Origin of the sequence: Chromatium okenii (assembly GCF_002958735.1) — a bacterium.
Classification (GTDB): domain Bacteria; phylum Pseudomonadota; class Gammaproteobacteria; order Chromatiales; family Chromatiaceae; genus Chromatium; species Chromatium okenii_A.
Window position 1 is genome coordinate 145,093 of the sequence record NZ_PPGH01000038.1, and the last position, 21,283, is coordinate 166,375.

Below are 21,283 nucleotides of genomic sequence, written 5' to 3' on the forward strand. Positions count from 1 at the left end.
AGTGAAGGCATCGTCTTTTATACAGTTACAGTTAAGCGTAAATTTACCAGAAGATTATAAAGAATTTTTAGATACAACTGGGTATTTATGCTTTGACAACATAAGCCAAGAAATTTATGGATACGAGCAAGGATTCGATATAGAAAAACTGCCTTGTGTTATTGCTGCAACAAAAAATAACAAGGAAGATTATAGCCTTGATCCAACAGAAATTGTGATTTCACATGCTAATTATGAAGATCACATCATCATTCTTAACACACAAACATCATATATTTTTGAGATAAGTTTGGATGGTTATAAGAAAAAATTAGCAAATTCTTTTTCTGATTGGCTTTCTGTCATGTTAGCCAGAAACGAAGCTAACAATTAGCGATTGGCATAATCGGTTCAAAAGCGAACCACGCAGACATCCCTAATTCTACAATACCCACAATCTCATTCTAATCAGGGTAAGTAATGAAAGCGTTCGACAAGTATCACAAATGGGTGGATTGGAGCGAGGAAGATCAGGTCTATATCGGTAGATGCCCAGACCTCATTACCGGAATCCATGGAGATGATCCCATCGCTCTTTACGGTGAGCTTTGCAGCGTCGTTGAGGACGTGATCCGCCACTTCAATGCTGAAGGTCGCCCCCTTCCTGAGCCACTGGTTCGCCCTATGCGCGAGGTGGCATAGCGCCTAATAAGCGATTAAAAAGCGGACTCCGCAAATGGAGCAGTACTTTTTCTGAAAGATCGTATCAGCGAAGCAGCATTCTAACCAATTTATCTCCAATTAAAAGCCAGCATTTAGGTATAAAAACAAGATGAAAACATTGACGTTAAAAATTGATGATAGTGTCAGTGAAAAATTTGTTTGGCTGCTTGAACATTTTTCACCAAATGAAATAAAAATTTTAGAACAAAATGAATATATTGATGATGATACTTATCTCCGAAGAATTGAAGATATGACGCAAAGTATTCTCGAAGCCAAGAATGAACCAATGAAAAATGGCGTCGCGCTCGATAAATTGGAGTGGTGATGTATACAAATTGGAGTGGTGATGTATACAGTCATCTTTATGACGCAAGCTCAGAAAGATGCTAAAAATCTTGCTGCAAGTAACTTGAAGGAAAAAGCATTAAATTTAATAAATATTATTCAGCAAGACCCATACAAATATCCGCCAGACTATGAATATCTCAAAGGTGACATGAAAGGATTGATTAGCAGAAGAATCAACAAACAGCATAGACTTGTATATGAGGTTATCGAGGAAGACAAGATCATCAAAATATATCGCATGTGGACGCATTACGAATAAAGCAAAATACGGTCTGACAAGCAGCGTAGCAACCCAACAATAAGCGGTTAAAGAGCGGACTTCGCAACTGGCGCGGTGCTTTTCCCAAAGTCGTACCAGCGAAACAGATTAACTAACTTATCTTCAATTCAAAGTCGGCATAGCATTAGAATAAATCCGATTCAACTGCGTAGCGGGAATTTCCTTTCATCCTATTGAATTAGGCGTTACCATTGAATGATTAAGTTCGCTACTGTTTTCCTTGGTACAGCGATTTTGCTTCAAATCAAAAAAGGAGTCTGGTATGAACCGTAAGCAACTATTTTTATACGGATGTTTTATTTTTACCGCAGCCATCATATCCAGCACTGCGATTGCAGGTGGTGCTACTCGTATTCAGTTTGCTAAAGGCAGTTATTGCGGTGCATACACTGGTAATTTTGCTGGAGGAAAACGTTTTGTATTGCAGTTGGGGCGCGATCAAACATTCATTTCGCGTAACACGGGAAATAGCAATCAATTGGATGTCTACGTCACTGGTCCAACCGGGCAAATTTCTGGGGAAAAAACTGGTGATAACGAAATTCATTATCGCACGACGGCTAAAGGCGATTACGAAATCATGGTCATTTCAGATTCCAACTTTTCCTCAGTTGAATTCTGCGTTTATTAAATGTGTGGTCTAAAAAACGCTGATTCATTCCACAAATGTAATCAGCGTTTTAATAATGAAGATTTGACTAATGTACGAACCAATCCCGGTCCGCGATAAATTAATCCGCTATAGATTTGAATGAGATTCGCACCCGCCACCAATTTTGCCGCTGCATCGGCAGGCGACATAATTCCGCCAACGCCAATCAGCACCGGCGCTGCGCCGACCGCTTCCCGCACTTTTCGCAGCAATTCCGTGCTCCGCGCCAGCAACGGACATCCCGATAATCCGCCGCTCATGCCGTCCGTTGTGCTCGCCAATCCGTTAAATTGAATTGTCGTATTGGTCAAAATCAGCCCGCGCAACCGGCTTCTAACGCGGCGCGAGCGCAGGCAATCGCGTCGTCATCCGCCAAATCTGGCGCCAATTTCACCAGCAGCGGACGCGGGCGCGTCAATTGCTGATTTGGCGTTTGAATCGCCGCGACGATCCGTGCCACTTCATCGACGCGCTGCAAATCGCGCAGCCCCGGTGTATTCGGGCTGGAAATGTTCACGACGACATAATCGGCCAACGCGCCAACGTGCTCGAAACTGCGCCGATAATCCGCCGCAGCTTCCTCTGGCGGCGTGATCTTCGATTTGCCGAGATTGACACCGAGCGGCACTTGCAGCAGTTTCCGCGCTCGCAGTTGTTCCAAACGTTGCGCTAGCGCTGCCGCGCCCGCGTTGTTAAAACCCATGCGATTCACAATCGCTTCATCGTTCGGCAACCGCCACAGCCGAGGACGCGGATTGCCGGGCTGCGGATGCGCCGTCACTGTGCCGACTTCGATAAACCCAAAACCCAGCGCCTGCCATGCCGGAATGGCCACTGCATCCTTGTCCAGCCCGGCGGCTAAACCGACGGGATTCGGAAAATGCAGTCCCATTAGATTCACCGCTAAATCGGGCGCTCGCGCTGCATCGCTCGCCGTCAATTCGCCGCGAAACAGCGCCGACCACTGCGCCAGCAGTTGCAGCGTCAAATTGTGCGTCCGCTCTGGATCGAGTTGAAATGCCAACGGGCGCAGCATTTTCCACATTTTGTCTGCGTTTAACATTTTGATTCCATTCTCATTAACCGGCGCTGGTGCGGTGCGTTTAGGATTCAATCATCTGCGCCAGCGTATGACCGGGACGCACCATCGGAATCACGTTCTCGGCTTTATCAATCCACACATCGACCAGCATCGGTCCGGGATCGGCGAGCGCGGCAGCCAATTGTTCACGCAAATTGGCGCTGTCTTTGATGCGCATCGTGTTGAGACGCGGATAGACGTATTTGAGCCCAGTGAGATTGGGAATTTGTCGCCGGCAGCTTTGATCCAGCGCGGTGCAGTCGGCGTCACAATCGCTGGTGCGGGCAAGACAGGTTTCGTAATGATGCCCGCCGTCCATCATGTCTTCCCATTGCCGCACCATGCCCAAGAAGCTGTTATTTAACACAAACATCTTCAGCGGAATGCGATTGGCGACGACCGTACCCAGCTCCTGAATGTTCATTTGAAAACTGCCGTCGCCGTCAATCAGCACCACTGGGCGCGTCGGATCGGCGTACCACGCGCCAATCGCTGCCGGCAAACCAAAACCCATCGTGCCCAGTCCGCCGGAACTCACCCATTGGCGCGGACGTTGAAAGCGGTAATACTGCGTCGCCCACATCTGATGCTGACCGACGCCAGTGACGACCGTCGCATCACCGCTGGTCAATTCCGACAGAATTTCAATCACCGCTTGCGGCTTAATATAATCTGATAATTCATAGGGTTTAGGCATTTGCTCGCGCCATTGCCCGATCTGCGCCAGCCAATCCGTATGAGCGGCGCTGCGCCCAGAATTGAGCGCGTAGTGGAAAAAATCTTCCAGCCCAGCCACCAGCGACAAATCGGTCGCAATCATTTTGTCGATTTCCGACGGATCAATATCGACGTGGGCGATGCGTTTGCCGCTGGCGAAACCGCGCACAGCGACGCGATCATCAAAACGTCCGCCCAGCGTCAAAATCAAATCAGCATCGCGCAGCGCGTAATTGGCGGGAATTGTGCCGTGCATTCCCGGCATTCCGAGATTGTTCGGCAAATCAAAGGGTAATGTGCCAAGCGCGTTAAAGGTTGTCGTCACCGGCACATCAAACCGCTGCGCAAAGGCGACGAGCGCAGCAGCAGCGTTGGCGTGAATGATGCCGCCGCCAGCTTTCACGACTGGACGCTGCGCCTGCGTCAGGGCGTCGAGAATCGCCTCTGCTCGCGCCGGGTTAAACGGTGTGAGTTCACGATGACGCTGGCGCGGCGGGTTGTGCGCAGTCACCGGCGCGAGTTGCACATCTTTACAAATGTCTACGACGACCGGACCCGGTCGCCCTTCCTGCGCCAGCGCATAAGCCTCGCGCAGCACCCAGTCGAGATCGCGCACGTCCTTAACTAGATAATTGTGTTTAGAAATCGGGCGCGTGATGCCAACGGTGTCCACTTCCTGAAACGCATCCGTCCAATCGCGCCGCTGGGCACTTGACCAGTGATAAACAGCGTCGGCAGCGAATCTTTGTAGGCATCGGCAATCGGCGTGGCGAGATTAGTTGCGCCGGGACCAGAAGTAGCGAGCGTGACGCCAACCCGTCCACTGACTCGCGCATAACCTTCAGCGGCATGACCCGCGCCGCCTTCTTGCCGACACAAAATAAAGCTGGGCACAGCGTCACCGCGCCGCAACCGCTTATTAAGTTCGACATGAATGGGAATAACCGCGCCGCCGGTGTGTCCAAATAGATAATCCACACCCAGATCGGTGAGCACATCGAGCAGCAGCGCGGCTCCGGTACGCATCGAGTTGGTCATTGACTCGCTTCCTTCGTGGTCGTTAGGTTGAACAAATTTCCAGAACGATCAGCGCGTTGCCGCACCGAGTAATGGCAGTGAAAACAGTTATCAATCAATTGCGGCTGCGCTGGCGCGATTTCATCCCAACGCCGGCTTTTAATACTTAATCACGACGCGCCGATTACTCCGCATCGCAGCATCATTCGTTTGCGCACTTGTGAGTTGCTCTTCGCCATAACTCAGCGTGGTCATTTGCGTTGGCTGTACACCTTCAGCCAATAGCCAACGGCGCACTGCATCAGCGCGTTGCTCACCAAGTGACAGGCTGTATTCGCGGCTGCTACGGCGTCGTGATGTCCTTCCAGCCTGACCTGCTGCTCGGCATGTTCACCGAGATAGCTGGCGTGAGCACGGAGCATTGGCAAAAATTCGGGTTTAATTTCAACTGCTTCTTCGTCGAAATACACCGTGCGCTGATACAGCGGATTGGTCGGGTCTTCCCATGGATTGAGTGGCGGGCGCGACACTTCCGATGCTGGAGTTACCGCGGGAGTGGATGGTCGATTTGCGACTGCCTGCGCCACGCCAACCGCTGCTTGAACTGCCACTGTTGCGGGTACGACTGCGCAGCCATTCAATAATAGACTGATCGACAATAACGCCGCTGTAGTAGCGCATAATTGATAATTGATAAATCTGCGTTTTTCTAAATTCATATCAATGTTTAGTGATAATAGGTGTAGCGCGAACGACATTGAGCAAATGAACGCGGCGGCTGTCGGCACGCATAATGGTGAAATGAAACATGCCTAATTCAACTGTTTCGCCGCGTTTGGGTAAATGACCGAGTGCATTAACCACTAATCCGCCAATGGTATCAAATTCGTCATCTGCAAAATCAACGCTAAAATAATCATTGAAATCTTCAATTGTGGTGCGGGCTTTCACGCTGAATTCGTGTTCATCACGACGGAAAATACCCGAACCTTCATCGTAATCATGCTCGTCATCAATTTCGCCCACGATTTGTTCTAATACGTCTTCAATCGTCACCAAACCGGCAGCACTGCCGTATTCATCCACCACAATTGCCATGTGATTGCGGCTGGCGCGAAACTCTTTTAATAACACATTTAAGCGTTTGCTATCGGGAACGAATACCGCAGAGCGCAATAAATCGCGGATATTGAATGCCGCGACCGTTTTCACGCAAAAGGTTAATAAATCTTTAGCCAGTAAAATACCCACACTTCGCCTTTATCGTCACCCACGACTGGAAAACGCGAATGTGCTGATTTCACTGCAACTTGGAGGATTTTTTCGAGAGGATCATCGCGGCGTAACGCGACCATTTCAGCGCGAGGAATCATAATATCGCGCACCCGCAAATCAGAAACCTGCAATACGCCTTCAATCATACTGAGAGCGTCGGTATCCAATAATTCATGCTGGCGGGCATTCTTCAGAAATTCAATGAGTTGTTCCCGATTTTGTGGTTCGTTGTTCAGCCTCTGGCGCAGGGAAGTTAACCAATGACGGAACCACGAACCTTGCCTAGATCGTTCGCTGCTCATGGTTTAGTGTCGCTCCATATCATTTTGATTATATTGAGAATCGTAGGGTGGCGGAAATCCCAAAGCGCCCAAAATATCGGTTTCAAGTGTTTCCATCTGCTCGGCTTCATCGTCATTTAGATGGTCATAACCGCGCAAATGCAATACGCCGTGCACCACCAAATGCGCCCAGTGTGCAATTAACGTTTTCTGTTGTTCCTGCGCTTCACGTTCCACCACTGCCGCACAAATCACAATATCACCTAATAAATCAGCAATAGGATCATCGGGCGCAATTCCCGGCGGCAATTCAAATGGAAATGACAGCACATTGTTGGATGATCAATACCGCGATATTCACGATTAAGCGTTGCGCTTTCAATCTGATTGACGATGCGAATCGTTAATTCTGCACATTCTCGCGTTCCGGCGAGCGCAGCAATTACCCACTGTTCAAATTGCGCCAGCGTTGGCAATTCCGCGCATTCCGTCGCCAGTTGTAAATCAAGTTCTAAAGTCGTCATCTTATTCAAAGCAATTAACCGTATTCACTGCTGATTCCTCTCAAATGCTTCATACGCATTCACAATGTGCTGCACCAGCGCATGTCGCACGACATCGCGGGCATTAAAGGTAGTAAAGCTGATTCCTTTGACATCCTGAAGAATATCAACTGCTTGTCGCAAGCCAGAAAGCTGGCCACGCGGCAAATCAATTTGCGTTAAATCACCAGTAATCACTGCGGTGGAACCAAAACCCAAGCGGGTTAAAAACATCTTCATTTGTTCTGGCGTGGTGTTTTGTGCTTCATCCAAAATGACAAAAGAATGATTCAATGTCCGCCCGCGCATAAATGCCAGCGGCGCTACTTCAATCACGTTGCGTTCTAATAACTTCGTGACTTTTTCAAAGCCCAGCATTTCAAACAGTGCGTCATATAATGGGCGCAAATAGGGATCAATTTTCTGCGCCAAATCGCCGGGCAAAAAGCCTAAACGTTCGCCAGCTTCCACTGCTGGACGCACCAATAATAAACGCCGCACCCGCTCGGTTTCCAATGCTTCAATAGCACACGCCACCGCTAAATAAGTTTTGCCAGTTCCCGCTGGGCCAACGCCAAAGTTAATGTCATGTTTTAGAATGGCGTGTAAATACGCCTGCTGATTATCTCCACGAGCACGAATTAAACCGCGTTTGGTTTTAATCACTATTTCTGGTAATTGCGGCGCAATTTTTTCGCGTAACGTATTTGCGCCCGCAGTTTGCAATGCGAGATGAATCTGCTCTGGCGTTAATACAGTATTGGCGGTTTCGGCGTAAAGCTGCTGCAAAATTTGTTCGCCAAGTGAATTGCTGCTGCATCGCCAATTAAACGGAAACAATCGCCGCGTTGATGGATTTCAATCCAAGACTGCATTCCAGTTGGCGCAAATGTTGATCGAATTGACCACATAAATTTGCCAAGCGGCTGTTGTCTTCAGATTGGAGTTTGAGATCGCAACAGGCAATTGGGAATGTGTTGATACGGGAAGATTAAACAAGCAATTGACCACGAAGTGAATTGGGCTGGCTTTCAGTAATGGTGAGATTAACAAAGCTGCCGATTAAATCCGCGCTGCCGGTGAAATTAACCACGCGATTATTTTCAGTGCGCCCAGCCAATTGCGCGTCATCTTTGCGCGAATAACGTTCAACTAAAATGCGTTGCACCGTGCCAATCATATTGCGGCTGATGTGTTGCGCATGATGCGTGAGGCGCTGTTGCAGCCGTTCCAATCGCGCTTTTTTCTCCGCCAGCGATACGTCATCGGGCGCACTCGCGCGGGCGTTCCGGGGCGACGGCTGTAAATGAAGCTGTAGCTTTGGTCAAAACCGAGGTGATCGACCAGCGCCAGCGTTTCGGCAAATTCGGCGTCGGTTTCGCCGGGAAAGCCGACGATGAAATCGGATGACAGGCTGATATTTGGGCGCACTTCACGTAACTGCTCGATTTTTCGGCAGTATTCCGCTGCGGTGTGTCCGCGCCGCATCGCGGTCAAAATGCGATCCGAACCCGATTGCACTGGCAAATGCACGGCGTTCACCAGCTGCGGCACGTCCGCAAACGCAGCGATTAAACGTTCGGAAAAGGCGACAGGGTGACTGGTGGTAAACCGAATGCGTTCGATGCCGTCAATCTGGGCAACTGCGCGAATTAACTCAGCCAAATCAAAGCGTTCGCCCGTTGCAGTGCGTCCGCGATAGGCGTTGACGTTTTGCCCCAACAGATTGACTTCGCGCACGCCCTGCGCTGCCAACGCGGTGACTTCTGCCAGCACATCTGCGACTGGGCGGCTGATTTCACGGCCTCGGTGTAGGCACGACGCAGTAAGTGCAAAATCGCGAGCAACCTTCCATCACCGTGACCAGCGCCGACACGCCGCTGGCTTGTGCCGTCGGCAAATTGTCGAACTTTTCAATCAGCGGAAAAGACACGTCGATTTGTGGACGGCGTTCGGCAGTCAATGCCGTCAACATTTGCGGCAAGCGATGCAGCGTTTGCGGTCCGAACACCAGATCAACAAAGGCGCACGTTCACGAATTGCTGCGCCTTCTTGACTGGCGACGCAGCCGCCGACGCCAATCACCAGTTCTGGGCGTTCCTGTTTCCACGGTCGCCAGCGTCCCAGTTGCGAAAACACCTTTTCGTGCGCCTTTTCTCGAATGAACAGGTGTTGAGCAGCAGCACATCGGCTTCTTCCGGCACGGCGGTCAATTCCAATCCCGCCGACTCGCGCAGCAGATCTGCGATCCGCGCCGAGTCGTAATCGTTCATTTGACAGCCGTAAGTTTGGATATAGAGCTTGCGAGACATCAGTTTGATTTTATTGAAGAGAGTGGTGATTCGCCATTGCTCCACAGCAGCGTGTGCAACTCATGCAGACCGTCCCTGTGCGAAATCAGCGACCGTTTTTCGCGGGTGCTCAGTCCGTTTAATCCGCCATCTTGGAGCTTGAAAATCAGCCCTTCCAGCGCATGACGCCGCCGCCGACTGGGTGCTTCATCCGGCAATTGCGCGGCGTGGAGCGCGTAGGTGCAAGGATTGACGACGGCGCGTAACCAGAAATCGCCTTCGTTGGTCGTTGCTGGCGTTTGGGTTTGCACCAAATTTTCCTCCAGCAATTGCAACACTCGTGGCTCGCTGGTTTCCTCTGGCGTTAAAAACAATCCAGCACGTCGCGCCAAACGTCCCAGCGCAGTGCGACTGGTGATCATCGACACTGGAATCGACAACGCCAATCCCGCCAGCACTGGCGTAAACCACCAAAAGAAATTGGGCACATAGAAATAAGTTGCTGCACCTGCGACCAACGCAATCAACGTGTGGATGCTGTGTGCGCCGAACGCTTCGGCAAAACCGGTTTGATGATCGCCGCGTTCCTGCGTCGGCCAGCCGACCGTGGTGCGCAGCAGAATGGCTGCGACAAATTTGCTTTGAAACAGCATCAGCACTGGCGCGAGCAGCACCGAAAAGAAACTTTCAATCAAGACGCTGAGTGCCGCTTTCGGCAGACCGCCAAAACGTCGCGCCAAGTTTGGATCAAAGGCCAACAGCACCAGTGACAACAGCTTGGGTAAAAACAGCAGCGCCAGCGTCACCCACAGGACGGTCGCCATTTCCACCGCGTAGGATTGCGGCCACACCGGCAACACGTTGTCACCAAAGAAATAAACCGGCACGGTCAAGTTGCGGAAATACGCTTCAATGCCAGTGGCAATCAGAAATAACAACCACAGCGGCGAGGCCAAATAAGACATCACGCCCATCACAAAATGGATGCGACTCATGGACTTAAAGCCATGCGCCAGCACCAGCCGTGAATGCTGCAAATTACCCTGACACCAGCGGCGGTCGCGCTTGGCATAATCAATCAGCGTCGGCGGGATTTCCTCATAACTGCCACCGAGATCGTCGGCCAAATGCACCTTCCAACCTGCTCGCGCCAGCAACGCCGCTTCTACAAAATCGTGGCTCAAAATCTCGCCACCAAACGGCTCGTTGCCCGGTAACTGCGGCAATCCGCAATGCTCGGCAAAGGGTCGCACCCGAAGAATGGCGTTATGTCCCCAAAAATTGGCGGTGTTTTGCTGCCAATACGACAGCCCAGCGGCAAACATGCTGCCGTACAAACTGCCGGCAAATTGCAGCATTCGCGCAAACAGTGACGAGCGATTGACCGGAACTGGCGGCACCTGAATCAGCGCCACGCGAGGATCAGCTTCCATTCGCCGCACCATTTCTACCAGCGTTTCGCCAGCCATGACGCTGTCGGCATCCAGCACAATCATGTAGCGATAACGTCCGCCCCAATTGCGGCAAAACTCCGCCAAATTGCCGCTTTTTCGCGCCGTGTTTTCGACCCGATTACGGTAAAAAATCCGTGCCGGTTCGCCCAACTCTCGCGCCCAGCGCCGCCACTGCATCTCTTCTTGCACCCAAGTATCGGGATCGCGGGTGTCGCTCAACACGAACACTTCAAATCCATCGGCCTGTCCGGTTTCTACCAGCGACTGATAAGTTGCCCGCAGTCCGGCAAACACCCGCTCTGGGTCTTCGTTGTAAACCGGCATCACCAGCGCAGTTTTATAAGGTTCGGTCGTGTCCGCGATGATCGGCTGCTGGCGCGATTTAACTGGCGATGCAGGCTGGCGCAGACGCCGCATGATCCGCACAAAGCCCAGCGCTGCCGTCCAAAATGAGGCGGTAATCCACAGCATCAAAATCGCGTACAAAATCAATAGCGCCAGCTCCAACGGCGTGATGCCGCCGTCCTGAATCGCCGCCGATAACAGCGACATCGCCCCCAGCGTCGTGAGTGCCGTCAAGGAAAAGAAAATTGGGCGATGAAAATACCGCCCCAAGCGTGACAACAGGCTGGTTTTCATTAGGTTTTACGGGTCTCAGGCTGACAAAAGAAACGGCAAATTGCGCCGGAAATGCGTCGCCGCGAACGTTGGCAACACAAATCAATCGTACTGGTGTGCATTGCCAACGGCGCGAACGGCGGCACGGCGACGCGATGACAACCGCGCAGCACTGCCGCAAAGCCCGGATCAGCGCGTTCGGCAGTAGAGGTCGTGACCCAACGCGCTGTCCACCCGGGCACTTCGCCACCGAGCACTGCCGCTCGCGCTGCCGCCAAGGTGTTGGCATCACTATCGCTGCCCAATTCCGCCAGCAGCCAATCATCCAGCAGCACCAGCGTTTCCTCAATCGCCGCTTCAATCGCATCTTCCAACATGGTGACTGCGGCGCGAGCAGTCACGCGCCGCTGCACCTGCTCGCTCAGTTGCGCGATTTCGGTCGTGTCGGTAACGCCCAGCGCGTTGAGATACGCCGCGAGGCGCTGGGTAATCAACGACCAATCAGCGGGCGTGTTGTCACGCTCAAAAGGAGTGGACATCGCTTTTACTCGCGCACCCATCGGAAGCTCCATGTCTCACTTAATACATCGTCACCATTACGCAAAAAGGCGCGTAAATCCGCTGCGGTATTGCCGTTGGGCGTCAGCTCAAAAAACAGCCGCCAGCCTTTGCCTTCAGGATTGGCTTGCACAATCGGTTTGGATAATTGCCCGGAAGTGGTGAAGACCAGTGCTTCCACTGGCGTTGCAGGATCGAGTTTTGCCAGCGTTTCGCCAGTAAAATCAACGACAAATTTGCGTTTATTTGGATCGAGAATATCGGTACCACCAGCACCAATGCGGGTCGAACTCACGCGCCCGCCGAGCATCGCTGCTTCAGGGTCTTTGGTGAATCGCAGCCGATACGCAAAATTCAATTCCTGCCCCGCAGCAGTTGGGCGCTCTGGAATCCAATACGCGCCGATGTTGTCGTAACGCTCCGCATTGCTTGGAATTTCTACCAATTCAACCACACCTTTTCCCCAATTGCCCTGCGGCTCCACTACTGCGCTGGGTCGATTGTGATAGTGCGCTTCTAAATCTTCGTAATTATGAAAATTACGATCACGTTGCAGCAGCGCAAAAGAACGCGGATTTTCTACCTGAAAATTGCTCACCCGCAAACCAATTGGATTCACCAATGGACGCCAAATGCGTTCGCCATAACTGGTTTCAATTAACAAGCCATCAGAATCGTGCACTTCCGGGCGAAAATCATCAATGAAACGATCGGTATCTTCACCATGAAAAAACATGCTCGTTAATGGCGCAATCCCCAGCTTTTGTACCGATTTGCGGAAAAACAACTTCGCTTTAACATCAATTACTGTTTCAACGCCGGGGTGAATGATGAATTGATATGCACCCGTCACACTATCGCTATCGAGCAAGCCATAAAGCGTGATTGATTTCGCATCTGGGGTTGGGCGATGAATCCAGAATTCACGAAATACAGGGAATTCTTCGCGGCTCGGTAATCCAGTATCAATTGCCAAACCACGCGCTGATAAACCGTAATTCAGGTCTTTACCAAGGGCGCGGAAATAACTTGCACCTTGAAACACGGCAAGATCATCAAAAATATCTGGACGATTAAGCGGATACATTAAACGCAATCCGGCATAACCGAGGTCTCCGGGCATGTCATCAGGCACCAGATTTTTGCCGTAATTAAATAAATCGTGTTCAAAAATGGCGGGCGCTGCCTGTCCATTATCATCAATGAAATTGATTGTCACCCGATCTTGAGAGAGAAAGCCGCGATGAAAAAAGTTGACCTGAAACGGTAAACCTTCATTGCGCCAAAAGTTGCGGGCGGGATTAAAACGAATGTCGCGGTAATGGTCGTAATCCAAATTGGCCAAATAATGCGGCAATTCTGGACGATCTGGTTCATAAGGCGTTTGTGCTAATTCCGCAGCACGCTGCGCCACATTCGCAAGACTAAATTCAGTGGTCGCAGTATTTTGTGCTGCATCTTCGGTATCTGCCCACACGTTACTCATGAGTGCGACAGCCAAGCTCAGAGGAATGAATCCAACAATTCGGGGAATCATGGTGATAAAAATCTCAAAGTAATGACGAATAGAGTTGACACGCTGTTAATCCAGCGAATGGCGATCACGGTGAACACCCATTGAAACTAGGCAGAGGAACCGTCGTTTGAATCTTTTACAATCATAATCAGGTTTAAGCCGGAGCGCATCATGGCGATAACGGCATTCCGCATTTAACACAACTGCGCGTCATTTCCGCGACATGCCACCAGCTCGCGCTTGTCGTGAACCTTGCACAAATAATCCGGTCTTACCGATTAAGTCTTTCATAATCCACATTTTATTTGCTGGCATTGAATGTGCTTGAAATCAAAGCATTGCACGATGCCGTGCACTCTCATGTTCTGGAACGCGCCATGACAACACCGATCACGATTAACGACACCACGCTGCGCGACGGCGAACAATCCGCTGGCGTGGCATTTTCACTGGAGGAAAAACTGGCAATTGCACAGGGACTTGCTGCGCTCGGTGTGCCGGAATTGGAAATCGGCATTCCAGCGATGGGCGAAGAAGAACGCGAATCCATTCGCGCTGTGGTTGCGCTCCAGTTACCAGCGCGGCTGATGGTGTGGACGCGCATGTTGCCGAATGACATCGCGCAGTGCGGCGGACTTGGTGTTGATTTTGTTGATTTATCTATTCCGATGTCCGATCAGCAAATTGCCCGCAAACTCGGCAAAGATCGGGATTGGGTGCTGGCGCAGATTCGTCGCCAAGTGCGCGTGGCGCAGGATTTAGGTCTGGAAGTGTGCGTTGGCGCAGAAGATGCGTCTCGCGCTGATCCCGAATTTCTGTGGCGAGCGGCAGAAGCAGCGCAGGATGCAGGAGCGCGGCGGTTTCGGTTTGCGGACACAGTCGGCGTTCTCGATCCATTCGGCGTGTTTGAGCGCATTCGTGATTTACGCGCCATCGTAGATTTGGAAATCGAAATGCACGCCCACGACGATCTCGGTTTGGCGACGGCGAACAGTTTGGCCGCAGTGCGTGGCGGCGCGACGCATGTCAACACGACAGTGCACGGTCTCGGCGAACGCGCTGGCAATGCTGCGCTGGAAGAAGTCGTGATGGCATTGCGGCATATTCATCAGTGCGATTGCGGCATTGATTTGAAACATTTTGACGGATTATCGCGGCTGGTTGCTCGCGCCTCCGGCAAACCGGTCGCGTGGCATAAAAGTTTAGTCGGCGCTGGCGCGTTCACCCACGAGGCCGGCATTCACATCGACGGTTTATTGAAAGACCCGCTGAATTATCAAGGCGTTGATCCCGCTGATGTCGGGCGACGGCATCGGCTGGTGCTGGGCAAACATTCCGGCACTCACGCAGTGCGGCAGGTATACGCCGAGCAATTGCGGTTTGCGCTCGATCAAACGCAGGCCGAACAGGTGTTGCCGCTGGTGCGCGGTTTGTGACTGCCACCAAACGCTCGCCGGAACCGCTTGATTTGCGCCGTTTTCTGTCGGAAATCGGTTCCGCAAGCGGCACTGCTGCAATAGGACAAAGCGATGGATTTTTTCGATTTCAGCGCCGAACCACTGTATTTCGATGAGCCAGTCAGTTCGGCAGTGGACGCGCTGTTGCACGAAGCAGCGGCGCAATACGGCGAAGCTGGCGCGGAGCTGCTGCTATTACGCGCTTATTTTTACGAGCCAGAGCATTTGACGGTGCTCGTCGCGCTGTATCGCTATTTTTATTATCAGCAGCGGTATCAAGACGCGCTGCGCGTCGCCGAGCGAGCAATTGCGCTCAGTTTGGCGCAGCTCAATTTGCCCCCGGACTGGCAGGAATTGACCGAGCGGGAAATCACGCAAGCAGCAGCACAATCAATGACCTTGACGCGCTTTGTGTTGCTGGCGCTGAAAGGTGCGAGTTATTTGCTGCTGCGGCTGGGCGATGCAGAAAATGCGCTGGCGCGATTGGAAAAACTGGCTGAATTGGATACGAAGCAACGGCTGGGAATTACCGAATTGTTGACGCTGGCGCGGCGCAGTGACGGAAGCTGCGGTCGCACAGGTCGGCGGCAATGTGCATTTTTTGAAACCAAAAACTTAACCATGGCAGTAAATGATTGCTGCTGGAGGATCAACCGATGATTAACGATGATTTGCAAGTGATTTAGCCGAACTCGCCAGCGCCGAGGAGTTTCTGGACTATTTTGGAATTGCGTTTGATCCGGCAGTAGTGCAAGTCAATCGGCTGCATATTTTGCAGCGTTTTCACGACTATTTGGCGCAAATCAGCGCAGCGCCAGCGGCGACGCAATATGCTGATTGTCTCCAGCGGGCGTATCAGGATTTTTTAACTTCCGACGCTGTGACCGAAAAAGTGTTTCGCGTGTTTCATCTGCATCAACCGCGCTCGGTCGCCGTGCCGTTGAGCGCATTAACGCAACAGGTGTGTCATGCGCCCACGTTATGAATTTGGCGCGGCAGTGCGCGTGATTCGCAATGTGCGCAACGATGGAACCTATCCGGGCGAAGCGACTGGAACGCTCCTGATTCGGCGCGGCAGCGTCGGTTACGTGCGTGATGTCGGCACTTTTTTACAAGATCAGATCATTTATACCGTGCATTTTCTCGAAGCCGACCGCGTAGTCGGATGTCGAGAAGAAGAGCTGCAACCCGCTGAAGCGCCGTGGACTCCCAGCCGTTTTGAATCCCGTGACCGCGTGGCAACGCGATTACCGCTGGGCATTCAAGGGCGCGAGCTGGTCGCAGCGGGCGAAATCGGTGAGGTGCTGCGCGTGATTCGGGATGCGGAAGATGGCGTGACCTATCATGTTCATTTTTCCGACCGCAACACGCTGATTGTGCCGGAAACTGCGCTGATGGAAGCGACTGCGCCAGACGCAGTCAATGCTGACATCAGTTAATTACTTGTTTTGAGAAGAGTTATGTCCTGTCCTGAATGGCGTTATCACCTGCTGCGGGCAGCCAGCGAGCGATTTCAAACTGCACCCGCGCTCTCGATGCCGAACGTTTGGCAGGTCGAACGCTTGGCTCGAAAAACATTAGCGTTGGAAAATCAAGTACTTGCCACGCAGAAGCGCGAGACACGCAGATTCCAGAATCGCAACTCGCTGCGGCAGTGGCAGCGATTCGGCAACGTTATGACGACGATGAGGCGTTTCTCGAGCGACTTAGAAAACAATGGTTTAGATGAAAATACGCTGCAACTGGCGTTGCGGCGGGAATTAATTTTCGATGCCGTGATGCAGCAAGTGGGTGCTCGCGCCGAGGCAATCACAGCAGTGGATGAACAACTATTTTATGAATTGCAGCGCGACCGTTTTGCGCGTCCAGAGCGGCGCACGGCGCGGCATATTTTGCTGACGATTAATGCAGAGTTTGCAGAAAATCAACGGGATGTGGCGCTGGAACGAATTGAACGCATCGCCGCGCAGTTGCAAGGACAAGTTGAACAGTTTGGAACCCTTGCCAGCCAACATTCGGAATGTCCAACGGCAATGCAGCAAGGGCAATTAGGAACGCTGCCACGCGGTCAACTGTATCCGGCATTGGATGCAGCGTTATTTGCGCTGGCGGAAGGCGAAATCAGTGGCGTCGTAGAATCTGAATTGGGCTTTCATCTATTGCTATGTGAACAGATTGAGCCTGCGGAGTTAATGACGTTTGCGCAGGTGCAACCCCAAATTCATGTGCTATTACAAACGCGACGGCAGCGTGAATATCAAAAAAGTTGGCTGGCGCAATTATCTGAAACTAAAGCATAAAACGCAAAAATAGACTGTGGCAAAACCACAGTCTGACTGCGGTCTTTCATTAAGCGACCTGTTTTTCACTACCTTCCAATTTGCGAATCAACGGGTAAAGATATTCGGTCTCACGTTGAATGCGATCCATCACCAGTGAAAACATCTGTTCCGTATCCTGTACAAACGCAGAATGATCATTGATCGTCAATGAATGACGTTTATGTGAACACCATTGCTTGACATAGGAATTAAAAATCCGTTTGATCTCGCTCGATCCCGATAAAAAACGGTTCGCAGTGTTTTTAACCGTTTGATCTTGATGAGAAATCAATCGACTGCACAGTTCCCGATCCACCAGCTCCATATGTTCTTTAATCCGATTGGTTAAATCAAAAAACACGTCGCAGGCGACATCGGTATCGCACATCGAACGCTCGCGGACAAGGTAAAGAAAAACGTTCGATAATTCGGTGATCTTGTGGTTCTGGGCGTGCAGTTGAGCAAAAGCGACCATGATGATTCCTCCAAGGAACGCACTGCAAATTCAGTTGGTTTTGATGGTATTCCGCCGGAACACGGCAAACTTTCAGAGGTTCACCGCAGATACAGGCCGTGTTTGGAATCGCGGCTCAAGTTAACCGAGCGGTGCGCATAGTTTACGCGAAACGATGCGTTGATTGAAGTTTGTACGGTGTCAATGATTGATATCAAACATCGCTAATGCAATGGCTTTCGGCAAATTTAGTGCGGTTGTTGGCGCGGTTGATCGAGTATTAGCAAACGATAAAGAAACACGTCACCATTATGATTGCGCAGCACCAGCCGACCCTGATCGAGTGCAAATTCAAACGTTTGTGTAAAATTCTCACGACGATTGGTCAGCGCAACATGATTAGCATTTACTAAAATATCGCCGTCGATAAACCCATTGCAAGATGAATAAATACGATAATGGCTGCGCTGCACAATTAACAATCCGCCTTGATTGTCTTCCCAAATTCCTTCTAATAAGCTCATTTCTGTTGCTGTGCTGCTGCGCCCATTATTTGACCACGATTGATTAAAATGTTGCAGAATTTGATTCAGCGGCGTATTGCCAGAAATTGCCATTGCTGGCGCAACGGGATTGGTCATGTTTGGTAATGCCCCAAACGCTGAAGGCAAGCCAGTCATGGTCATCGGATTAACTGGAAGCGGTGACGCATTCACTGTGCTATTCGGAAATCCCATCGCCTCCATCATGCGGGCAATAGCATAAGCCATCGCTTGCGCCATGTTTTCTTGTGACCATGCTGGCGCAATTGGATTGAATAGCAACCCACAAATTAACAGTAAACGCAGAGTGAAATGCGCGAATGAATAAGACGGCAGAGACATCAAAAATTAACCAAAAACTGTTGCAGCGCGGTCACAAAAGACCTTAGTGAATGACATAACAGTCTAACAGACCTAGCGACTGCAACATTTAATCTGCCAAGCGTTGCTCGCAACACAAAAAACGGTAAACCTGATGATTTTCAATGAACAACGTTTACTCATCACGCTTAACACGCAGACGCTGACGCTGCTTGACGGCGGGCGCGTGTTGGCGCATTACGCAGTGTCAACGGGGCGCAACGGCGCTGGCGAACAAGTCGGTAGCGGCTGTACGCCGCGTGGTATTCATCGTGTGCGGTTACGCATCGGTGCTGATTGTCCAATGGGTACAGTGTTTCAGGGACGGCGACCAACTGGGGAGATTTTTAGCCCGGCGCTGGCGGCAGCGTATCCCACACGAGATTGGATTTTAACGCGGATTTTGTGGCTAACTGGTTGTGAATTAGGTAAAAATCGCGGTGGCGCAGTGGATACATTGCGCCGTTACATCTACATTCACGGTTGTCCTGATAGCGAACCGATGGGCGAACCGCGTTCACATGGTTGTATTCGAATGCGCAATCAGGATTTAATGGAACTATTTAAGCACACGTCATTAGGAACAATTGTTATTATTCAATGAATTCACGCCGAACAAGTTGTCAATTGCCAGAAATAACGCAGTTGCTTACTCGCTACCGCCAACAGTTAAAATACTCAACGCTTTATTTTTTAACTCCATCAGTCTTCATAGAAGCTAATAATGGTGTAGTATCGCTACTTGATGACACTCATTTCGTTGGGAATGCTCGTTCCGGCTGCAACCCAACGGACAACTTCGTCAATGCCATGCGGCAGCGCGAAGTCTTTTAGCCGGGCATTGCGCAATTCACACAACAAGGAGATTTTCCCATGTCCAAGGGCCAATGTTTGCAAGACCCATTTCTCAATGCACTGCGCAAAGAGCGCGTTCCAGTGTCGATCTTTTTAGTCAACGGCATCAAATTACAAGGGCAAATTGAATCGTTTGATCAATTCGTTGTGCTGCTGAAAAACAACGTCAGTCAGATGATTTATAAACACGCGATTTCAACTGTGGTTCCGGCGCGTAATGTCAAATTGCTGCCGCTTGATGACAGCAGTGCAGAACCTAATTCGTTTGAGCTGGGCAACCATTGAACAGCACTCGCGGATCTTCCGTTTCCACTTCGCCCGTTTCGTCCAATCACTCACTGGTTTTTGAGCGGCCGCAATCGGGCGAACGGGCGATTTTGGCGCAATTAGACATCGGCTCCACGATTGCCGCCGATGCGCGTGAAGAATTCGCGCTATTGGCGAGCGCCGCTGGTGCAGAAATTGTCGGCAGCATCGGTGGTTCGCGCTCCGTACCTGATTCACGCCTATTTATCGGCACGGGTAAAGCTGAGGAATTACAAGCACTAGTTGCCGCCACTGAAGCTGAATTGGTGCTTTTTAATCACGCGCTGTCACCGGCGCAGGAGCGCAATTTAGAACGGCTGCTGCAATGCCGAGTGCTTGATCGCGCTGGGTTAATTCTGGACATCTTCGCGCAGCGGGCGCATTCGTTTGAAGGCAAATTGCAGGTCGAATTGGCGCAGCTCAAACATTTATCGACGCGGCTGGTGCGCGGCTGGACACATTTGGAACGACAAAAAGGCGGCATTGGACTGCGTGGTCCCGGCGAAACGCAGCTTGAAACTGACCGCCGACTGCTCGCCAAGCGCGTCGATATGCTGGAACAACGCCTGCAACGCATTGAAAGTCAACGCGCTCAGGGGCGGCGAGCGCGAGCGAAAGCGGAATTGCCAGTGATTTCATTGGTCGGTTACACCAATGCTGGCAAATCTACATTATTCAATCAGTTAACCGCAGCGGGCGTGTTTGAAGCTGATCAATTGTTTGCGACGCTTGACCCGACGCTGCGCCGTCTCGCGCTGCCCAGCGGCGGACGCGTGGTGATTGCGGATACCGTTGGTTTTGTCAGTCGGCTGCCGCATGAATTGGTCGCGGCGTTTCGTTCGACGCTCGAAGAAACGCGCAGCGCCAATGTGTTACTGCATGTGGTGGATGCGGCTGCGACTTCCCGCGACCGCCAAATTGATGACGTGGAGCGGGTGTTGGCGGAAATCGGCAGCGATCAACTGCCGCGTTTGGAAGTGTTTAACAAAATTGATGTGCTCGTTGATATTGCACCGCGCATCGAACGTGACGCTGACGGTCGCCCAACTCGCGTGTGGTTATCGGCGCACAGCGGCGCAGGAATTGATTTGCTGCTGACGGCGCTCGGCGAATTAACCGGTGGGGCACAGGTGCGGCAGCAGCTACAACTCGCGCCCAGCGACGGCAAACTGCGGGCTTGGCTGTTTGAACACGCGCAGGTACTCGTCGATCAACCTGCGGACACTGGCGGTTGGCACATTGAATTCAATATCAGTGCTGCGCAGTGGGAACGGCGTTTAACCAATGATCCGCTGCTGCGCCAGCGGTTGCAGACTGGTGGTTGATACATAGTACTCAATAACCTACTAATTTTTACCATTTGCTACTAATCACTGGTTTGACATCATCGCCACATCATGGTTAGTATTTTTACAACAACGTGTACCTTATGGCGATAACCAAGCCCGCGTTGTTAATTGAGCTCTTTAACAAGTTCGAGTATGTGGTTGCTAACACGAGTTGTTAGCGTAAAACTTGAAACACATCTTAAGAGTTAGAGCACGAAGTGTTTATTTCGTGCCTTGGTAGATACACCCGACAATGCCGGTTACGGATCAAGTTGTCGCAGTTAACGAAAGTTAAGAAAAATGTATCGGTTTGCCGTGATCCAGT

General features: G+C 51.2%; 21 protein-coding genes and 8 pseudogenes. 13 read left to right on the forward strand and 16 right to left on the reverse strand.

Features of this window, described 5'->3' with window-relative positions; translation table 11 throughout:
* The first annotated feature begins 1 nt into the window (after nucleotide 1).
* From CXB77_RS17795 to CXB77_RS17815, 5 genes are all read left to right on the forward strand, one after another.
* Nucleotides 2-373: an SMI1/KNR4 family protein gene (locus CXB77_RS17795; RefSeq protein WP_172452739.1), complete on the forward strand. Its 372-nt coding sequence runs from the start codon at nucleotides 2-4 to the stop codon at nucleotides 371-373.
* A gap of 86 nt (nucleotides 374-459) precedes the next feature.
* Nucleotides 460-681: a pilus assembly protein HicB gene (locus CXB77_RS17800; RefSeq protein ID WP_105074933.1), complete on the forward strand. Its 222-nt coding sequence runs from the start codon at nucleotides 460-462 to the stop codon at nucleotides 679-681.
* A gap of 130 nt (nucleotides 682-811) precedes the next feature.
* A complete protein-coding gene (locus CXB77_RS17805; protein ID WP_105074934.1) occupies nucleotides 812-1,030 on the forward strand; it encodes a hypothetical protein in 219 nt (72 codons plus the stop codon).
* Between the two features lie 18 nt (nucleotides 1,031-1,048).
* Nucleotides 1,049-1,312, forward strand: a complete 264-nt coding sequence (locus CXB77_RS17810; RefSeq protein ID WP_105074978.1) for a Txe/YoeB family addiction module toxin — start codon at nucleotides 1,049-1,051, stop codon at nucleotides 1,310-1,312.
* 241 nt (nucleotides 1,313-1,553) lie between these two features.
* Entirely contained in the window at nucleotides 1,554-1,964 is a 411-nt protein-coding gene (locus CXB77_RS17815) for a hypothetical protein (RefSeq protein ID WP_146108869.1), read from the forward strand.
* Nucleotides 1,965-2,005: 41 nt separating this feature from the next.
* Here CXB77_RS17815 and CXB77_RS17820 read toward each other — a convergent pair.
* The 14 genes and pseudogenes from CXB77_RS17820 to CXB77_RS17870 all read right to left on the reverse strand — a co-directional run bounded on the left by CXB77_RS17820 (nucleotide 2,006) and on the right by CXB77_RS17870 (nucleotide 13,305).
* Nucleotides 2,006-3,048, reverse strand: a pseudogene (locus CXB77_RS17820) (quinone-dependent dihydroorotate dehydrogenase).
* 40 nt (nucleotides 3,049-3,088) lie between these two features.
* Nucleotides 3,089-4,821 (reverse strand): annotated as a pseudogene (ilvB, locus tag CXB77_RS17825) (biosynthetic-type acetolactate synthase large subunit).
* Between the two features lie 138 nt (nucleotides 4,822-4,959).
* Nucleotides 4,960-5,127: an OmpA family protein gene (locus CXB77_RS24860; protein ID WP_105074936.1), complete on the reverse strand. Its 168-nt coding sequence runs from the start codon at nucleotides 5,125-5,127 to the stop codon at nucleotides 4,960-4,962.
* Nucleotides 5,052-5,519, reverse strand: coding sequence for a hypothetical protein (locus tag CXB77_RS17835; protein ID WP_105074937.1), 468 nt, complete (start codon nucleotides 5,517-5,519; stop codon nucleotides 5,052-5,054). The genes CXB77_RS24860 and CXB77_RS17835 overlap by 76 nt, the downstream gene beginning before the upstream one ends.
* 1 nt (nucleotide 5,520) lies before the next feature.
* A pseudogene (locus tag CXB77_RS17840) lies at nucleotides 5,521-6,377 on the reverse strand (HlyC/CorC family transporter).
* A gap of 3 nt (nucleotides 6,378-6,380) precedes the next feature.
* Nucleotides 6,381-6,880, reverse strand: a pseudogene (gene ybeY, locus CXB77_RS24865) (rRNA maturation RNase YbeY).
* A gap of 24 nt (nucleotides 6,881-6,904) precedes the next feature.
* Nucleotides 6,905-7,880 (reverse strand): annotated as a pseudogene (locus tag CXB77_RS17850) (PhoH family protein).
* A gap of 9 nt (nucleotides 7,881-7,889) precedes the next feature.
* Entirely contained in the window at nucleotides 7,890-8,066 is a 177-nt protein-coding gene (locus tag CXB77_RS24870; protein ID WP_431520765.1) for a TRAM domain-containing protein, read from the reverse strand.
* A gap of 8 nt (nucleotides 8,067-8,074) precedes the next feature.
* Entirely contained in the window at nucleotides 8,075-8,674 is a 600-nt protein-coding gene (locus CXB77_RS24875) for a radical SAM protein (RefSeq protein WP_431520766.1), read from the reverse strand.
* 22 nt (nucleotides 8,675-8,696) lie between these two features.
* Complete coding sequence (locus CXB77_RS24880) at nucleotides 8,697-8,909, reverse strand: hypothetical protein (RefSeq protein WP_431520768.1); 213 nt, start codon at nucleotides 8,907-8,909, stop codon at nucleotides 8,697-8,699.
* Nucleotides 8,867-9,210, reverse strand: a pseudogene (locus tag CXB77_RS24885) (hypothetical protein). Before CXB77_RS24885 ends, CXB77_RS24880 begins: the two are co-directional and overlap by 43 nt.
* Complete coding sequence (mdoH, locus tag CXB77_RS17860; RefSeq protein ID WP_105074938.1) at nucleotides 9,210-11,282, reverse strand: glucans biosynthesis glucosyltransferase MdoH; 2,073 nt, start codon at nucleotides 11,280-11,282, stop codon at nucleotides 9,210-9,212. The pseudogene CXB77_RS24885 and the gene mdoH overlap by 1 nt, the downstream one beginning before the upstream one ends.
* Complete coding sequence (locus tag CXB77_RS17865) at nucleotides 11,282-11,800, reverse strand: hypothetical protein (RefSeq protein ID WP_172452741.1); 519 nt, start codon at nucleotides 11,798-11,800, stop codon at nucleotides 11,282-11,284. The genes mdoH and CXB77_RS17865 overlap by 1 nt, the downstream gene beginning before the upstream one ends.
* 5 nt (nucleotides 11,801-11,805) lie before the next feature.
* The gene (locus CXB77_RS17870; RefSeq protein WP_242445848.1) at nucleotides 11,806-13,305 is read right to left on the reverse strand and encodes a glucan biosynthesis protein; all 1,500 of its coding nucleotides are present in this window, start codon (nucleotides 13,303-13,305) and stop codon (nucleotides 11,806-11,808) included.
* A gap of 407 nt (nucleotides 13,306-13,712) precedes the next feature.
* Here CXB77_RS17870 and nifV point away from each other — a divergent pair.
* From nifV to nifM, 5 genes and pseudogenes are all read left to right on the forward strand, one after another.
* Nucleotides 13,713-14,908: pseudogene (gene nifV / locus CXB77_RS17875) on the forward strand (homocitrate synthase).
* On the forward strand, nucleotides 14,865-15,452 hold the full coding sequence (locus CXB77_RS17880; protein WP_242445849.1) for a hypothetical protein: 588 nt from the start codon (nucleotides 14,865-14,867) through the stop codon (nucleotides 15,450-15,452). The pseudogene nifV and the gene CXB77_RS17880 overlap by 44 nt, the downstream one beginning before the upstream one ends.
* A gap of 28 nt (nucleotides 15,453-15,480) precedes the next feature.
* Nucleotides 15,481-15,777, forward strand: a pseudogene (nifW, locus tag CXB77_RS17885) (nitrogenase-stabilizing/protective protein NifW); the annotation flags it as partial.
* On the forward strand, nucleotides 15,761-16,231 hold the full coding sequence (locus tag CXB77_RS17890; RefSeq protein WP_105074942.1) for a nitrogen fixation protein NifZ: 471 nt from the start codon (nucleotides 15,761-15,763) through the stop codon (nucleotides 16,229-16,231). The pseudogene nifW and the gene CXB77_RS17890, both read left to right, overlap by 17 nt.
* A 21-nt stretch (nucleotides 16,232-16,252) precedes the next feature.
* A complete protein-coding gene (gene nifM, locus CXB77_RS17895) occupies nucleotides 16,253-17,092 on the forward strand; it encodes a nitrogen fixation protein NifM (protein ID WP_242445850.1) in 840 nt (279 codons plus the stop codon).
* Between the two features lie 49 nt (nucleotides 17,093-17,141).
* On the opposite strand, the gene CXB77_RS17900 is transcribed toward nifM, so the two are convergent.
* Both CXB77_RS17900 and CXB77_RS17905 read right to left on the reverse strand, forming a co-directional pair.
* The gene (locus CXB77_RS17900) at nucleotides 17,142-17,588 is read right to left on the reverse strand and encodes a hypothetical protein (RefSeq protein WP_105074943.1); all 447 of its coding nucleotides are present in this window, start codon (nucleotides 17,586-17,588) and stop codon (nucleotides 17,142-17,144) included.
* 227 nt (nucleotides 17,589-17,815) lie between these two features.
* A complete protein-coding gene (locus CXB77_RS17905) occupies nucleotides 17,816-18,451 on the reverse strand; it encodes a hypothetical protein (RefSeq protein ID WP_105074944.1) in 636 nt (211 codons plus the stop codon).
* 133 nt (nucleotides 18,452-18,584) lie between these two features.
* Here CXB77_RS17905 and CXB77_RS17910 point away from each other — a divergent pair, with 133 nt between their 5' ends.
* From CXB77_RS17910 to hflX, 3 genes are all read left to right on the forward strand, one after another.
* Nucleotides 18,585-19,073, forward strand: coding sequence for a L,D-transpeptidase (locus CXB77_RS17910; RefSeq protein WP_105074980.1), 489 nt, complete (start codon nucleotides 18,585-18,587; stop codon nucleotides 19,071-19,073).
* 269 nt (nucleotides 19,074-19,342) lie between these two features.
* Nucleotides 19,343-19,609, forward strand: coding sequence for an RNA chaperone Hfq (hfq, locus tag CXB77_RS17915; protein ID WP_105074945.1), 267 nt, complete (start codon nucleotides 19,343-19,345; stop codon nucleotides 19,607-19,609).
* Nucleotides 19,606-20,955, forward strand: coding sequence for a ribosome rescue GTPase HflX (gene hflX / locus CXB77_RS17920; RefSeq protein ID WP_172452742.1), 1,350 nt, complete (start codon nucleotides 19,606-19,608; stop codon nucleotides 20,953-20,955). Before hfq ends, hflX begins: the two co-directional genes overlap by 4 nt.
* Nucleotides 20,956-21,283 lie beyond the last annotated feature (328 nt).

Coding starts and splice junctions, on each gene's coding strand:
- CXB77_RS17800 (WP_105074933.1), top strand. CDS start 460: ATGAAAGCGTTCGACAAGTATCACAAATGGGTGGATTGGAGCGAGGAA.
- CXB77_RS17805 (WP_105074934.1), top strand. CDS start 812: ATGAAAACATTGACGTTAAAAATTGATGATAGTGTCAGTGAAAAATTT.
- CXB77_RS17835 (WP_105074937.1), bottom strand. CDS start 5,519: ATGAATTTAGAAAAACGCAGATTTATCAATTATCAATTATGCGCTACT.
- mdoH (WP_105074938.1), bottom strand. CDS start 11,282: ATGAAAACCAGCCTGTTGTCACGCTTGGGGCGGTATTTTCATCGCCCA.
- CXB77_RS17865 (WP_172452741.1), bottom strand. CDS start 11,800: ATGTCCACTCCTTTTGAGCGTGACAACACGCCCGCTGATTGGTCGTTG.
- CXB77_RS17870 (WP_242445848.1), bottom strand. CDS start 13,305: ATGAGTAACGTGTGGGCAGATACCGAAGATGCAGCACAAAATACTGCG.
- CXB77_RS17880 (WP_242445849.1), top strand. CDS start 14,865: ATGGATTTTTTCGATTTCAGCGCCGAACCACTGTATTTCGATGAGCCA.
- CXB77_RS17890 (WP_105074942.1), top strand. CDS start 15,761: ATGCGCCCACGTTATGAATTTGGCGCGGCAGTGCGCGTGATTCGCAAT.
- nifM (WP_242445850.1), top strand. CDS start 16,253: ATGTCCTGTCCTGAATGGCGTTATCACCTGCTGCGGGCAGCCAGCGAG.
- CXB77_RS17900 (WP_105074943.1), bottom strand. CDS start 17,588: ATGGTCGCTTTTGCTCAACTGCACGCCCAGAACCACAAGATCACCGAA.
- CXB77_RS17905 (WP_105074944.1), bottom strand. CDS start 18,451: ATGTCTCTGCCGTCTTATTCATTCGCGCATTTCACTCTGCGTTTACTG.
- CXB77_RS17910 (WP_105074980.1), top strand. CDS start 18,585: ATGATTTTCAATGAACAACGTTTACTCATCACGCTTAACACGCAGACG.
- hfq (WP_105074945.1), top strand. CDS start 19,343: ATGTCCAAGGGCCAATGTTTGCAAGACCCATTTCTCAATGCACTGCGC.